The sequence below is a fragment of the Lysobacter sp. SCRH-1R genome, from assembly GCF_057747855.1.
In genome coordinates this window covers 2,496,193-2,511,507 of sequence record NZ_CM173227.1, presented here as the reverse complement: position 1 = coordinate 2,511,507, position 15,315 = coordinate 2,496,193, and the positions used below count along the sequence as shown (strand labels likewise).

Annotated in this window: 12 protein-coding genes; all 12 read right to left on the bottom strand. The window is 67.9% G+C overall.

Annotation, left to right across the window (positions count from 1 at the left end; genetic code table 11):
• Positions 1-6: 6 nt before the first annotated feature.
• The 12 genes from AC3ANK_RS11370 to AC3ANK_RS11315 all read right to left on the bottom strand — a co-directional run bounded on the left by AC3ANK_RS11370 (position 7) and on the right by AC3ANK_RS11315 (position 15,242).
• Entirely contained in the window at positions 7-906 is a 900-nt protein-coding gene (locus tag AC3ANK_RS11370) for a hypothetical protein (RefSeq protein WP_484171206.1), read from the bottom strand.
• 58 nt (positions 907-964) lie between these two features.
• On the bottom strand, positions 965-1,615 hold the full coding sequence (locus AC3ANK_RS11365) for a glutathione S-transferase family protein (protein WP_484171205.1): 651 nt from the start codon (positions 1,613-1,615) through the stop codon (positions 965-967).
• 153 nt (positions 1,616-1,768) lie between these two features.
• A complete protein-coding gene (locus tag AC3ANK_RS11360; RefSeq protein WP_484171204.1) occupies positions 1,769-2,884 on the bottom strand; it encodes a polysaccharide biosynthesis/export family protein in 1,116 nt (371 codons plus the stop codon).
• A 256-nt stretch (positions 2,885-3,140) separates the two neighbouring features.
• Positions 3,141-3,902 carry a YdcF family protein gene (locus AC3ANK_RS11355; protein WP_484171203.1) on the bottom strand — a complete coding sequence of 254 codons (762 nt, stop codon included), beginning with the start codon at positions 3,900-3,902 and terminating at the stop codon, positions 3,141-3,143.
• 16 nt (positions 3,903-3,918) lie between these two features.
• Positions 3,919-4,971 carry an EpsG family protein gene (locus tag AC3ANK_RS11350; protein WP_206860904.1) on the bottom strand — a complete coding sequence of 351 codons (1,053 nt, stop codon included), beginning with the start codon at positions 4,969-4,971 and terminating at the stop codon, positions 3,919-3,921.
• The gene (locus AC3ANK_RS11345) at positions 4,968-5,840 is read right to left on the bottom strand and encodes a glycosyltransferase family 2 protein (protein WP_206860903.1); all 873 of its coding nucleotides are present in this window, start codon (positions 5,838-5,840) and stop codon (positions 4,968-4,970) included. The genes AC3ANK_RS11350 and AC3ANK_RS11345 overlap by 4 nt, the downstream gene beginning before the upstream one ends.
• Positions 5,841-5,947: 107 nt before the next feature.
• Complete coding sequence (locus AC3ANK_RS11340; RefSeq protein WP_484171202.1) at positions 5,948-7,240, bottom strand: lipopolysaccharide biosynthesis protein; 1,293 nt, start codon at positions 7,238-7,240, stop codon at positions 5,948-5,950.
• Positions 7,237-8,415, bottom strand: coding sequence for a glycosyltransferase family 4 protein (locus AC3ANK_RS11335; protein ID WP_484171201.1), 1,179 nt, complete (start codon positions 8,413-8,415; stop codon positions 7,237-7,239). The genes AC3ANK_RS11340 and AC3ANK_RS11335 overlap by 4 nt, the downstream gene beginning before the upstream one ends.
• A gap of 269 nt (positions 8,416-8,684) precedes the next feature.
• Positions 8,685-9,890 (bottom strand): right-handed parallel beta-helix repeat-containing protein, encoded by a 1,206-nt coding sequence (locus tag AC3ANK_RS11330; protein WP_206860900.1) that lies wholly within the window; start codon positions 9,888-9,890, stop codon positions 8,685-8,687.
• A gap of 549 nt (positions 9,891-10,439) precedes the next feature.
• Positions 10,440-11,513, bottom strand: coding sequence for a right-handed parallel beta-helix repeat-containing protein (locus AC3ANK_RS11325; protein ID WP_484171200.1), 1,074 nt, complete (start codon positions 11,511-11,513; stop codon positions 10,440-10,442).
• Positions 11,506-12,942 carry an asparagine synthase-related protein gene (locus tag AC3ANK_RS11320; protein ID WP_484171199.1) on the bottom strand — a complete coding sequence of 479 codons (1,437 nt, stop codon included), beginning with the start codon at positions 12,940-12,942 and terminating at the stop codon, positions 11,506-11,508. The genes AC3ANK_RS11325 and AC3ANK_RS11320 overlap by 8 nt, the downstream gene beginning before the upstream one ends.
• Before the next feature lie 5 nt (positions 12,943-12,947).
• Positions 12,948-15,242 (bottom strand): polysaccharide biosynthesis tyrosine autokinase, encoded by a 2,295-nt coding sequence (locus AC3ANK_RS11315; RefSeq protein WP_206860897.1) that lies wholly within the window; start codon positions 15,240-15,242, stop codon positions 12,948-12,950.
• Positions 15,243-15,315 lie beyond the last annotated feature (73 nt).

The window sequence follows — 15,315 nt, the reverse complement described above, 5'->3', positions numbered from 1 at the left end:
GACGCCTCAGTAGAACGCGATGCCCGGCCGCAGCACCAGCTGGAACACCAGCAGCAGCGCGGCGGCCGACAGCAGCGGCGCCGCGATCGCACGGAGCCGCGTTCCGCCCACGCGCACATCGCGCACGCGCCATGCGCCGGCAAGCATCCACAGCGCGCCCGGCACGCCGACCAGCAGCGGCAGCAGCACGACTTCCAGCGCCTCGCGCGGCACGCGGAAGGGAATCACCAGCGCGGTGCCCACCAGCATCGGCAACGCGATCGTCTGCGCGACGAAGCGCGTGCGCGCGCCTGGCGTGGCGACGGCCGCCGGATCGTCCGCCAGTTCGAGCGCCGGCCGCAGCAGCGCGAGCGCGACGGCGACGATCGCCAGCAACGCGAGCACCGCCGCGACGGTCTTCGTCGCCGGCGAAAGACCGAAGTACACCATCGCCATGCCCACGTCGCTGCCGGTGCTCAGCGCGCCGATCACCACCTGCGGCAGGGCCATCAGCAATCCGCAGTACGCCATCCACAGCGCGAACAACCGCCACGCGGTCGCACGCGGACGGCCCGCGCGCACCGCGATCAGGCAGGCGATGCCGACGAGCGCGGTCGCGAGCGCGCCGGTGCCCTGGAACAGGCTCGCCAGCGGGTTCTCGCCGGTCCAGCCGTGGTTGTTGTGGAACAGCGTGGGCTGCAGCCCCGGCGTCAGCGCCTTGGGCACCACGAGGAACAGCTCCTGCACGAAGAACGTCAGGTTGAAGGCCAGCGTGTAGAGCAGCGCCGATACGGCGACCGTGCGCCAGCGCCAGCGCCAGCGCGACGACGCCGCGACGGCGGGCTTCGACGACGATACGCGCCAGCCGGCCAGCGCCATCAGCGCGGGACCGGCCAGCAGGATCAAGGCGGTGACGATCAACAGCATGCGCGTTCCCCTGGCGAGCAGCGCGCATCATCCCGTCAGATGGCGGCAAACGGAAGCGCTAATCGCGATCCGGCGCGCCCAGCGGGAAGTAGGGCCGGTACGGACGCGCCTCGTCCACCGCGCGCGCGAACGCGCGCCGCGCGAGCAATCGCGCCCGGTACGCGCGCACGTTGGCGTAGCGCGCATCGATGCGGTGCGTCCAGTCGGCGTAGAACAGGAACGGTCCGGCGCCACAATCGGCAAGGCTGAAACGCGCACCGGCCGCCCATTCGCGATCGCGCATCACGCCGTCGAGCCAGGCGTAGGCGGTTTCCAGCATCGCGCGCGCTTCCTCCACGCCGTACCGGTCGCGGTCGGCTTCCGGGCGCAGCGCGTCGTACACGAACTTCTGCTGCGGCGTGGAAATGTAGTGGTCGAAGAAACGGTCCATCATCCGCACTTCGAGCGCCTCGTCGGCATCGTCGGGAAGCAGCTTCACCGGCCCGGGATGATGCAGGTGCAGGTACTCGATGATGCAACTGGCCTCGGTGACCATGCGGTCGCCCTCCACCAGCACCGGGAAACGCCTGACCGGCCAGATCGCGGCGAGTTCCTTCCAGGCTTCGGGGGATTCGAGCAGTTTCCACTCGAACGGCGTGCCGTTCTCGTACAGCGCGGTCAGGACCTTCTGCGAATACGACGAGAACGGGTGGGCGTACAACTGCAGCATGGCGGCTCCGGGAAAGGCGGGGCGGACTGCCCCGATCTTCCCCGACGAGCGGGGGATTGGCGAATCGACATCCGCGCCGGCCCAAAAAACGCGAAACGAGGAAGGAGCGCGCGCTCCTCCCTCGTTCCCCGTTCCTCCCACTCGTTCCCGGGCTTACCGCTCGATGTCGTACTGCGCCGAAGCGGCGTTCGTCACGAGCGAGGACAACGGCAGCAGCTGCGACAGGAAGCGGTTCCAGCGCGTGATGCCGGCTGGGCCGACCCACACCACGTCGCCTGGCTGCAGGCGGAACCGGTCGCCCAGCGCGAAGGCCACGGGCGATTTCGCGTCGAGGTGGTACACCGTCGCCGCCGACTGCATCGACTGCATCGACTGCGCCGACTGCCCCGGCTGCGGCATGTCCTCCAGGCCGCGGATCACGTACACCGCCTCGCCCTTGGACGTGATCGGGTTGAGGCCGCCGCTGCGGCCGATCGCCTGCGTCAGCGTCAGGTCGGTGGTCTTGAAGGTCAGCGCCTGCGGGCGCATCACCTCGCCGATCACGTAGACCTCCTTGCGATCGTTGAACGGCAGGTACAGGCGATCGCCCGGGCGCAGGAAGATGTCCTGCGCGACGTTGCCGTCGCGGTTGAGCGCGTCGAGATCGAGGTTGTAGTTGCGCCCGTCGCGGGTAAGCACCAGGCCCGACAGGTCGGCCTGCGGCACGTCGATGCGCGCGCGGCCGATCGCCTGCGACAGCGTCAGCGGAACGGTGGTGACTTCCTGCGGCGTGGTGTCCACGAACGCGCCCTGCAGCGCCACGCGGCTGCCGAAACCGACCACGTTGACGTCCAGCTGCGGATTGGTGAGGTACTTCGCCAGGCGGCTGGTGAGCGTGCTGCGCAGGTCCTCGATGGTCATGCCGGTGACGTTGAGCTTGCCGGCATACGGGAAGTAGAACGTGCCGTCGGGCTGCACCAGGCGTCCGTTGGTCACCGCCTGCTGCTGGTTGCCGGCCGGCGTGGTGAGTTCGGGGTGGTCCCAGACCGTGACGATGAGCGTGTCGCCGGGCTGGATCTTGTAGGTTTCGCCCTGGTAGGCGAGCAGTTCCTGCGGCACCACCGCCTTCGGCGCGGGCGCGGACACCACATCGGAGGTGATCGGAACCATCTTCACCTCGCCGCCGACGAAGCGCGCGTCCTGCACGTCCCCGCGCGTCATCTGCTGGCCGGTGCACCCGGAAAGCACGGTCGCGACGGCGACCGAGCAGGCAAGAGTGAGCGTCTTCAATGCATGGCCCTCGAGTTGATGGCGCGGCAATGCGTGCATGCCTTCGTCACGCTTTCCCTGCTGGACGTGCCGGATTGGTGGATCGACGGAGCTGCAGGCAACGCCTGAGTTGCAACAACACCGTGAACGATGCGATGTCCTTTGGTTCGCGCATCGAGCCTAAATCGCGCACGGCGCACGCGGCGTGATCGGATCGGCGAGCGGTGCAGTTACATTCAGTGTTGCGAATGCCGACGTGAACGCGCGTCACGTTCGTTCAGTTGCGTATACGCGCCATCACCATCGCTCCCATTTCCTTGATGGCGCGTCCACTCCGCCATAACGCGCGGCGTGATGGAACCCAGCGCCTCCAGCCTTCGCGATGGCCGTTCTCGGGCACGGGAACGGGAACGACGTGGACGTTCTCCTTCGCGAACTCCAGCACCGCGCGCGGCATGTGCAGCGACGAGGTCACCAGCAGGATGCGGTCGAAGCCGTGCTGCTGCGCAAGTTCGGCGGTGTAACGCGCGTTGTCGCGCGTGTTGCGGCTCCGGGTTTCCAGCAGCAGCACGTCCTGCGGTACGCCGAGCCGCTGGATCGCGTTCGCCATCAGGCGCGCTTCGCTCGCGGCCTCGTTGCCGCCGTTGTCGCCGCCGCCGGAGAGCACCACCACTGGCGCCTTTCCCGCGAGCCACGCGCGTGCGCCGGCGGCGAGGCGGCTGTTCTCCAGTTCGTACGGCGAGACGTTCTTGCGCTCCATCCAGTAGAAGTGCGACGCACCGCCGAGCACGACGATGGCATCGCCTTGCGGAAGCGTGGTTTCGTCCACCGGCGGATATTGCTGCTCGATGCGACCGCGCACCCAGTCGGAGATGCTGGGGATCGCGAGCAGGCCGGACCACGCGATCGCCAGGACGGCGGTCGCCAACGCGAGCCGGCGCCAGCGGGTAAGCGCAAGCAGCGCCGCGGCGACGAGCAGCGCGGCAGTGAGGGCGGGAGGATAGGTGAGGGCGACGAGCAGCGAGTGCAGGGACTGCATTTCCGGGCGGGTGTCCTCAGATCAGGATCTCGTTGGTGACGTAGTAATAGAACACCGCGCACGACAACAGCAAGCCGAAACGCAGCAGCAGCGGATTGCGCAGCGGCGCAAGGCGGCTGTGCACGAGCATCGCCGCGAGGATCAGCGACACGCTCAGCCACGCGGGCAGCAGGTAGCGGTTGGAGAAGTAGCCCCAGCCCACGCCGAAGAACGGCAGCGTCATCACCAGGTAGACCGCCGCGCTTTCCTTGATCCTGTCGCGGTACTCCGCGCGCACCAGCGGGCCGAGGACGTAGGGCAGGCAGTACCAGAAGAACGAGAACACCGCGAAATCGATGCGCACGCCGGCGCGGTAGTACTGCGTGGCGGTGTAGGTCATCACCAGCTCGTACAGCGACGGCACGAGCATCCGCACCGCCTGCATCGAGATCCCGCTGACGTACGCGGCGAACGCGATCACGGCGATCAGGCGTTGCATCTTCGTGCCGAACAGCAGCACCGGCGCGAACACCAGGTACAGCAGCGAGGACAGGTGCAAACTGCTGGCCAGCGCGCCCAGCAGCACGAAGCTTGCCCATCGCTTGCGCTGGAACGACAGCAGCGAGGAAAACACCAGCAGCGCGGCGAGGCCCTGTCGCACCGCGTTGATCGTCGCATTGACGAACATCGGCGAGACGTACAGGAGCATCAGCGCCGCGCCGAGGAAGGTGAGATACCCCCGCGTTTCGCCGAGGTAATCCTGGTAGCGGCGCGTGGCGATCACGATCGTGCCGAGCATGAAGGCGAACAGCGCGGTCTGGTAGCCGGTGACGCCGACGCCGAGTTTCCACAGTGCGTAGGTGAGCCAGACGAAGCCGGGCTCCAGCCGCGTTTCCACGCCGCTGGAATTCAGGCCCTGGAAGAAGCCGGCGTAGGTCTGCGTGTCGGTGCCGATGTCCGGCGAGCGCGTGCCCACCAGCCAGCACCCGAATGCCGCGACGGCGAACAGCAGCAACAGGCTCAGCGTGGTCGCCGCCGGCACGTAGGTCGAACGCCGCTGTCCCATGGCGTACTCGGGAATCGCGTTCACGGCGTCGCGCCTCCCTCGGTGGCGCGGCGCAGCGCCAGCAGCATGCGCTGCCGCGCCTTGCGCACCATGCCGATCCCGCGCGCGAAGCAGTGTTCGGGATAGCTCACCAGCCCCTGGCGCAGCAGTTCGCGACGCACTTCACGGCCGGCGCGATGCATCGCCTTCAGGTCCTCGCTCAGGCCGCCCGCGCCGTAGTTCGCCTTGTGCCAGTACGCGAGCACCTGGTCGAGCTTGGCGCAGCGATAGCCGGAGAAGCCGATCTGGCCCCACAGCAGGAAATCCTCGACACGCCGGTAGTTCTCGTCGAAACGGAACGGAAGGTCGCGCCGCAGCACCACCGAGGCGGTCGGGAACGGGTTGTTGAACAGCAGCCGACGCCTCGGCACGATGCGCGTGCGCGCTGCGTGCGGCGCGGGAGGAGCAGGGCGTTCGCGATCGCGCACGCGCATGCGATGCGCGATCAGCGCGATGTCCGGATCGGCGGTGAGCGCGCGCATCTGCAGTTCCAGCTTGGTCGGTACCCAGGTGTCGTCCGCATCGAGGAAGGCGACGTACGGCTGCGTCGCGCGCTCCCAGCCGGCGTTGCGCGCGCGCGACGGACCGCCGTTCTTGGGCAGCACGACCACTTCGATCCAGCCCGGCGCGTAGCGCGCGGCGACCGCATGCAGCGCATCGGCGGTGTCGTCGGGACTCGCGTCGTCGACCAGCAGGACCTGCGCCGGCCGCAGCGTCTGCGCGTGGACGGACGCGACCGCCTCGCCGATCGTCGCCCCGCAGCGGAAGCACGGAACGACGACGGACACCGGCGCAGTGGCGGCCTGCGCCGGTGCGGCCGTGGACGGATCGGAGGTGCGCGAATCGTCGTTCATGAGCCGCATTGGAAACCGTTCCCGTCGGGTTTTGCGTATACGCGGAGTGAAGCCCGGGTGGGCTTCAAACCTGTGTTCAGACTCGCGCGCGCGGAACGGCGCGCCATTCATCGGGAATGCTCCGGCATGAAGCCGCGCACGCCCAGCCAGCGTGCGACGAGCAGCACGATTTCCGACGCGACCGTCGCCCAGGCCGCGCCCATCACGCCGAAGCGCGGGATCGCGATCCAGTTCAGCAAGACCGCGACGACGGCGGCGAACAGCATCGATACCACGCGATAGCGCATGTGGCTTTCGGTGAGCAGCGCGGCTTCCACGGCGGTGGAGAGGAAGCGCACCGGCACGCACAGCGCGAGCACCGCGAGCAGGGCGGCGACGTCGGCGAACGCGTGCCCGAACGCGAGCGGCACCAGCCACGGCGCGGCCAGCGCGAGCAGCAGGCCGACCACCACGCCCGCGCCGAGCATCGACAGGTTGCCGATGCGGTACACGCGCCAGAAACGCGGGCGATCGTGCACGGCCCAGCGATGCAGTCTCGACAGCAGGAACTTGTGATAGACGGTCGCGGGGAAGAGATAGATCGCCGTCATCACGCCGAGCGCGACGCCGTAATGGCCGGCTTCGGCGTTGCTGCCGAGGTATTTCAGCAGCACCGTGCTCACCTGGAAGAACACCGGATACAGGATCGCGGCGACGCCGTACGCCCAGGCCTGGTTCCACAACTGCGCGACGCCTGGCGTCTGCAACGGCTCCAGCGTGGTCGGGCGTGGCCCGTGGCCCTGCAGTTCCATGCGGCCGTGCCACATCGCGTTGAGTTGCGGGATCGCCAGCGCGGCGACCAGCAGCGCGACCACGCCGTAGCCGAGCGCGGCGCCCAGCGCGTTCGCGAACGGCAACGCCATCAGCGTCGCGGCGACCGCGAGGCGCCCGGCGGACATCAGCATCTGCCAGCCGGCGAGGGCGCCGTGACGTTCTTCCAGGCGCAACTTGCTGCCGACCAGATCGACCGCGAACAAGCCGGCGATCACCGGCGTGAGCAGCAGCAGCGTATCGCGCGTGTCGGCGTCGACCACCGGTCCGAACAGCGCCCACGCGAGGACGCCACCGACCGCGAGCGCGCAGGTCCACGCGGAAAAGCGGAACGACGGCCGCAGCCAGCGATCGCCCGCCCAGCCCTCGGCGCCGTACACGCGCAGGCGGAACTGCGAGAGTCCGAAGCCCGCGAGCGGCGCGACCACCGTCACCGTCGCCAGCGACGAGGCGAACAGTCCGAATTCCGCCGGCCCGAGCCTGCGCGCGAGCAGTACCTGCGCGAGGAACACCATGCCCGCGCCGGCCATCGTCGCCAGCCACAACAGGCTGATCGCCGTTGCCGCCGGCCGCCAGGCGCTGGCGTTCATTCGCGCGCGCATCCGAGCGCCGGAGCGCGCGCCGCCGGAAGCGGCGAGGCCAGCAGCTCCTGATACACCTCCAGCGTGCGGCCGATCACCAGCCGCTCATCGAAATGCGCGAGCGCGCGCTCGCGCGCCTTCGCGCCGAGGCGCCGGACCTGCGCGCGATCGTCGTCGAGCTGCATGATCAATGCGGCCAGCGAGGCCGCATCGCGCGGCGGCACCTGCAATCCGTCCTCGCCGTGCGAGGTGACGACCTCGCGGCATCCCGGAAGGTCCGTGGTGACGATGCACAGGCCGCTCGCGGCGCCCTCGATCAGGCAGCGCGGCACGCCTTCGCGGTAGTAGCTCGGCAGCGTCATCACGTCGACGGAGGCCATAAGCGCCGGCATGTCGTCGACGTGGCCGAGCCACTGCACGAGGCCGGCGTCGTGCCAGCCCTGGACTTCCTCGCGCTGGAACGAACTCGGATTGCCCGGGTCGGGCGTTCCGGCGAGCAGGAATTCCACGGTGCGACCGCGTTCCTTCAACATGCGCGCGGCTTCGACGAACTCGCCCACGCCCTTCTCGCGCAACAGTCGCGCGGCGAGCAGCACGCGCAGCGGCGCGTCGGTCGCGCGGTCGGTGCAGGGCTGGAAGCGCTCGACGTTCACACCCGAACTGCGGATCACGCGGATGCGATCCTGCGATACCAGGCGCAGCCGGGTGAGGGCGTCGGCGTCGTCGGGATTCTGCAGGATCACGCGCGAATTGCCGCTGCCCAGCGTGCTGCGCATCAGCGTGCTGACGACGGGACGCAGCATGCGCGCCTTCAGGCCGTTGCTCGCGTAGACGTAGCCGAGTCCGGCGACGGCGTTGACCACCGCCGGCACGCCGGACAGGCGCGCGGCCATCGCCCCGTACACGGCGCACTTCACGGTGAAATTGTGGATGAGGTCGGGGCGCTCGCGCCGCAGCAGCGTCGCGAGATGCTTGATCGTGAACGCCTCGCGCAGCGGATTGAGGCTGGCGCGATCCATCGGCAGCGTGAGCCAGCGGATGCCGTGTCGGGCGAAGCGTTCGCCGAACGGACCCTCGGGCGAAACCATGACGACTTCAGCGCCATGGGCCTGCAGGTGTGCTGCGGTGGAAAGGCGGAAGTTGTAGAGATACCAGTCGGTGTTGGCGAAGAAGACGATGCGCATCGGGTTGTGTGCACGTGGGCAGCGCTCCTTCCTGGTGCGATGCTTCGGCAAGGCGTCCGGTTCGGGGTTGCCCCGATTCTAGCCATGCCGATTTTCCGTCCCGTGCACGGTCCGCTCACGTTCGCATCGTGACGTGAACGGCGCGATGCCATTGTCGTCACGCCGTCGCAATACGGTCTTGCATTTCCGCAAAAACGAAGGCCGGCATCGCTGCCGGCCTTCGCCTTCATCCCTTGGCGATCGCTCCTTCCGGAGGTCGCGCCGCGGTCTTACTTCGCGTACTGGTTCGACGTGACGCGGATGTTGGTGCAGGTGCTCGACTTCTGGATGTGCGGGTCGTTGCCCTTCGGCGGCGGGCCCGCGAGGATGCCGGTCATCGACACCAGCGGGTAGTTGGTGCTGTGCGTGCCGAAGATCCGCGTGTAGTTGTTGCGGAACACGTTGCTGCTGGCCTGGTAGCCGGTCGACGACGCGGAGAACATCACGCCGCACAGGTAGTTGCGGTTCAGGCGGTTCAGGGCGATGTAGCCCGAGTTGGCGCCGATGGTCAGGATGCCGTAGCCGCCGTTGTACTCGACGGTGTTGCTCTTGATCGTCACGCCCTTCACGCGCTTGTAGACCTGGATGCCGTTGCCCTTGTTGTTGCGGATCAGGCAGTTCTGGATGTGCACGGTTTCGGTCGTGCGCAGGTCGTTGATGTCCGGCTCGATGTCGATGCCGCACTGCGGCGCGGCGCCATTGGACTTGCTGAACTCGCTGTCGTACACGCGCACGTTGCGCGAGCAGCCGATCGTCAGGCCCTGGCGGCGGTTGTTGGTGCACACCACGTTGGAGATGACGACGTCGTTGCACGGCACGACCGAGCCGCTGGCCTGCGCCGCACCGCCGATCGAGATGCCGTCGCCCCAGCAGTCAGCGATGTACATGTCGCGCACGGTCACGCGGGTGGAGCCGCGAATCATGATGCCGTGGCCCCACTCGCCGGTGCTGCCGAGGTGGCGGTAACGGTCGCCGCGGATCTTGCCGCCGGAGATCAGCACGTCGCTGACCTGCATCGCCATCAGCACGTACGCGCGATCGGCGTTGTTGCTCTTGGCCCACAGTTCGGCGCCCGATTCCAGCTTCAGGTGCATCCTGCTGCGCAGGCGCACGTTGCGCTTGGGATCGATCACGTAGTTGCCCGCCGGGACGACGACCGTGCCGCCGGTGGAGGGCAGGGAGTCGATGGCCTTCTGGAACGCGGTGGTATCGTCGTACGAACCGTTGCCGCGTGCGCCGAAGTTGCGGACGTTCACCGAGGCGGAGCCACGTGCGCGCGTCGGCGGAGTGTAGGTGTTGGCGGTGGTCGCACCAGCGGCGATCGCCTTGCCGATGCCGGCGATGCCGAGCATGGGCGGAATGGAAAGCAGCAGGGTCTTGCGCAGGAATTCGCGACGTTCGGCGGTCGCGGGCGCCTTCACTTCGATTTCGTTCACAGTAGGGTTCCGGTAGTAAGGAACGCCCCCGGGGTGAGCAGTCCGGCTCGATTGGGGCTTGGTTACGTGCAGCGCGCCCCCCGCGGCTCACGTCATCACGCCACGATCATCTTCGTGACTTGCCGTGCACCCTACCGGAACAATCGTGAATCGAAACCCCAATCTTCACTATTTGTGCACGCGGGCAAACAAATCGACCCGCGACGTTCAGATTCCTCCGTATTCAAGTTCATGACTGCGTTTTGCGAAACGACCTGATCGGCACGGTTGCGCAGAATGAACCGGGCTCGGCCAGATTTGTCGTGGATGAGGCTGGTGTTTCGGCGTGAAGTCTTCTTCACTGCGAGCTTTGTTGCTTGCAGAGGTTCACGCGTTTGGTGGGCCGTGTCGATGTGTCCGCTGGTCCAGCGCTCCGCCGCCTGGACGCAGCGGGCTCATCCATTCGCGAAAGCGCACGGCGCTGCGTGTGCGCAATGGATCACCCCGTCGGGAGAGGGGCTTCTTTCGCTTTGGTAGCCCGGGTAAGCGAAGCGCACCCGGAGTAGCGGCTCAGTCGAGGTAGCGGTTATCCGCATCCACCCGGATGCCATCCGTCCGTTCGCCGATCGTCACGTGACGCTTCCCCGGGCGTCGCTTCCCGTCGGCATTCGTGCCCGACGGCCCGTTATCGGCGAACTCGTTGCGCGCCACGATCAGCCCGCGCGTGCCCGGTCGCACGGCGACGCCGCCCAGGGCGTTGTGGCGGATGCGGTTGTCCTCGATGCGGCAATCGGTCGCCGCCAGGGTGAAGATGCCGGCGCCCCGGTTGTGTTCGATCAGGCACTCGCGCACCGTCGCACCCGACACGCGCTTGTACAGCTGGATCCCCGCGCCGCGGTTGCCGCGCACCGTGCAGCGTGCGATCACGATGTCGTCGGCGATGTCGCCTTCGTCCGGCTCCACGTCGATGCCCGCCCCGGGCAGCGTGCCGCCGGTGTCGATGAATTCCGAGTCGTACACGCGCACGCGCCGCGAGCGGCCGATGGTCAGGCCCTGGCGGCGATTGTCGGCGCAGACGACGCGCTCGATCGTCACGTCGCGGCTCGGCACGAAGCGACCCGCGACCTTGGCGCCGCCGATCGAAATGCCATCGCCCCAGCAGTGCGAGAAGTGCACGTCGCGCACCGTCACGCGCTCCGACGCGCGGATCATCAGGCCGTGGCCCCATTCGCCGGTCGTGCCCTTGTGCTTTGAACGTTCGCCGATCACCCGGCCACCGGAGATCGTCACGTCGCTCACGCGGTGCGCGTTGAGCACGTACGCGCGTTCGGCGGCGTTCGGCCTGGCGAGCAGGCGCGTGCCCGGCGACATCGCCAGGTGCATGCGGCTGCGCAGCTGCACGCCGACGACGGGGTCGATGAGGTAATCGCCCGGCGGCACCCGCACGGTTCCGCCCGGCTGCGGCAGCGAATCGATCGCCGCCTGGAACGCGCGCGTGTCGTTGTCCACGCCGTTGCCGCGCGCGCCGAAACGGCGCACGTCGACGATGGCGCTGCCGATGGGAGACGCCGCCCGCGACACGATCGGCGCCGCGGACAACAGGACGAAGGATGCGGCGATGCGCCGCCGCTGCAGATCAGGCATAGGCGGGTTCGCGTGTCCGGTCGGCGGGCTGCACGGCGCGTTCCCGCCGCGACGCCAGCCACGGCAGCACCACCGCGAGCAGGTAGAACTTCGAGGCGTGGTACTTGTTGTCGAGGCGGCGGCGGTTGCGGTCGAGCCACGCGACCGCGCCGGGAAGTTCGGGCGAATCGACCGCGAACCCGCGCACGCGGTCGAACCGCGCCTTCGCCAGGCCGCGTACGTCGAAGCGGAAGCTGCCCTTGCCCCTGACGTAGGGCAACTCGCCGAAGCGCGTGGCGATGTGCTCGCGGATCAGCAGCTTGTTGAGCTTCGTCGTCGGATCGACCTTCTGGTAACGCGGCACTTCGCGATGGATCCATTCGCGCAACGTCAGGTCGCAGAAGGGATAGGCGACCTTCAGCGACAGCGCCGCGCTCGCGTACAGGCCCTTGGCGAACGCGCCCGCGGAGCCGGCGATGGAGGTGGACATGTCGCGCCATTCCCACAGGCTGGTCGCGGTGCCGATTTCTTCCTTGAACAGTTCCAGGCGACGGCGCGACTGCTGCGAGACCGGTTGGCCGAACAGCGCGTCCACCTCGTCGTCGGTGAAGCGCGAACCCGGGAACACGCGCTCGATCTCGTTCATGCGCAGCGTGCTCAGCAGGTAGCAGAGCTTGAAACTCCTATCCACGCCGGGCAGCTCGGACAGCCGGCCGGGCAGGGGCAGATCGCGCGAGAGACGCTTGAGCATTTCCTGCCGCTTGCTCATCGGCGTGCCGAAATAGCTGTCGGCACCGAGCCCGTCGATCAGGCCGTCGCCGCCGTTGGCCGCCACCTCGGTGCCCAGGTCGATGCACGAGAGCAGCGCGAAATCCGCGGTCAGCAACGGCATGCGATGCACGACGTCGAGGTAGCGGTCGTACGCGCGCGCCGGATCGCATTGCAGCGTTTCGTGGCGCAGGCCGAGCGTGCGCGCGACGTGCGTGGCCGATTCGACTTCGTCTTCCTCCTGTCCGCCGAGATAGGTGATGCAGGTGGTGTCGGGCCGCGCGTCGGCGATGGCGATGGCGAGCGTGGTCGAATCCTTGCCGCCGCTCTGCAGCAGCCACGGCGAACGCATGCCGGCGCAGCTGCGCTGGATCGCGTCGCACAGGCGGCGGTGGTAGCCGGCCACCCAGTCCTGTTCGCTCGCCGCGTATTCGGGCACTTCGCCCGCATTGCGGAACTTGAAGCGGAACTTGGGTTCGGTGTGCATGTCGTCGTGCGGGCAGAACCCGAACGTGACCAGGCGAACGCCTTCGTAGATCGAGTAGGGCGGATACACGAACGCATTGCGCAGCAGGTCGGCGACCGACACCGTATCGACCGGCGGCAGCGGCGCGTCATCGCGCATCAGGCGCGAGAAATCCGGCGTGCCGTAGTAGGGCGACATCGTGATCTGTGTTCGCATGCGCATCACCTCGCCGGCGCCGGATCGCGGAACGGCGCGTCCTTGATGGGGCCGTCCTTCATGGGCTGGTAGTCGTAGTACGTGTAGGCGTACTGGCCCGAGCCCTTCTTCTGCACCGCGTTGAAGATCGCGCCGCGCACTTCCACGCCGTTCTGTTCCAGGCGCTGCTTGGCGAGCGCGATCTCGCGCTGCTGGTTCAGGCCCCAGCGCACCACCATCAGGCAGGTGCCGACGTGATGGCCGATCACCGCCGCATCGGTCACCGCCAGGATCGGCGGCGTATCGATCACCACGATGTCGTACTGCTGCGAGAGCTTGTCGAGCAGCGCGCCGAAGCGCGGATGCATCAGCAGCTCCGACGGATTCGGCGGCACGGCGCCGCGCGAGATGAACGACAGGTTGTCGGTGCCGCCGACCTTGCGCACCGCCTGCACGTCGTCGATGTGGCCCGACAGCAGCTCGGAAAGCCCGCCGTCGGCGCGGGTGCCCAGCGCCAGGTGCGCGGTGCCGCGACGCATGTCGGCGTCGATCAGCAACACGCGCTGGCCCGCCTGCGCGATGGTTACGGCGAGGTTCGCGCAGACGAAGGTCTTGCCGACGCCGGGGCTCGGCGCGGCGATCATCAGCATGTTGTTCTTCATCTCGAACCGCGAGAAATGCAGGCTCGTGCGCAGCGTGCGCAGGGCTTCCATCGCCAGGTCCGACGGCGAGCGGAACGCCAGCAGCCGCTGCTTGCCGTCACGGCGGTGCGTGCCCGGCTGCGTGGCGATCTGCTTGCCCTTCGGGCTGAACGGGATCGACGCGTACACCGGCAGGCCGAGCAGCTCGATGTCCACCGGATCCTCCACGCCGCGGCGGAACATCTGCCGCGTGAGCACGAAGGCGATCATGAACATCGCGCCGATCAGCGTGCCCGCGCCAATCACGATCAACGGTTTCGGCCACGACGGGCTGTCCATGTTGACGTCGGCCGGGTCGATCACGCGCGCGTTGCCCACCGCGCTGGCGGCGGCGATGTTCAGCTGCTGCGCCTGGTCGAGCAGGTTCGCGTAGGTCTGGTTGATGACCTCCACGTCGCGGTTGAGCCGGAACAGCCCCTGTTGCGTGTCGGGGAGGTTGCCGATCTGGCTCATGATCTGGTTCTTCTTCGACTCGAACTGGCCGATCTGCCGCATCAGCGACTGGTAGACCGGATGTTCGGGCGTGTAGCGGCTGGCGATGTCGGCGCGCTGCACCTGCAACTGCTGGATGCTCTGGTCCAGCGCGACGGTCTGGTCGAGCAGCGCCTTGTTCGACACGCCCACGTCCATCGTGCGGGTGCGCGACTGGAACGTGTTCAGCCGCTGCTGCGCATCGGCGAGTTCGCGTCGCACCTTCGGCAGCTGCTCGGTGACGAACTGCAACCGCTTGGCCGCCTCGGCCGAATTGCGCGCGACGTTCTGCCGCACGTACGCCTGAGTGATCTGGTCGAGCACCTGCTTGGCGCGCAGCGCATCGGGATGCGGATAGGTGAGGTTGATGATGCCCGAGTTGCGGCCCTGCTCGCTGACGGTGATGTCCTTCTTCAGCTGGGTCATCAGTGCCATCGTGTTCAACCGCGTCATCTCGAAGCGCGTGCCGGCGTTGGCGGCGAGGCGGTCGATCTGCAGCGACAGACCGCGGCCGTTGCTGGCCTTCTGGCCGACGCGGCCTTCCAGCAGCAGGTTGCCGTCCGGGTCGAGCAGCTTGTACTGGCCGCGCTCGCCGGCGATCAACTGCAGCGGAATGCCGACCAGCTGTTCGGGCACGATGAACTGGCCGATGTCGACCTGCTCGCCGCCCCACGCGTAACTGTTCAGGCCGAACCACGGTTCGCCCACTTCGCCCGGATGCAGGCGCTGCTGCATGCGCGCGAGCGTGTCGCCGAGCACCGGCATGCGCACCGGCTCGATGACCGTGTCCAGGTCGAGGCGCTCGATCGCTTCACCGAGCACTCGGCGCGAGGTCAGCAGCTGGGTTTCGGTCGCGGCCGGCGAGTCGACGATCGGCGGGGTCGGCGCGGTGTTGGGCTGGTTGAGGCCCGGCACCGTTGGCGGGCGCGATTCCACCTGCACCACGGCGTTGGCTTCGTACTGCGGCGTCGCCAGCAGCACGTAGGCGACCGCGACGAGGAAGAACGCCAGCGTGCCGAGCAGGATCGGCCATTTGTTGTCGGTCAGCGTCGAGACGATGGTGGGGATGTCGATGTCGTCCTCGCGCGCGTTCGCGGCGGGAGGGACGGCGTAGGGGGCATCGGCCCGGGAGATCACGTGAGTGGCCATGTTTCGTCACCTGGTGAAGAGCGGGGCATGCGACAGCGCACGCAGGAGGAACGCGGCGTGCCGCGCGTATGTC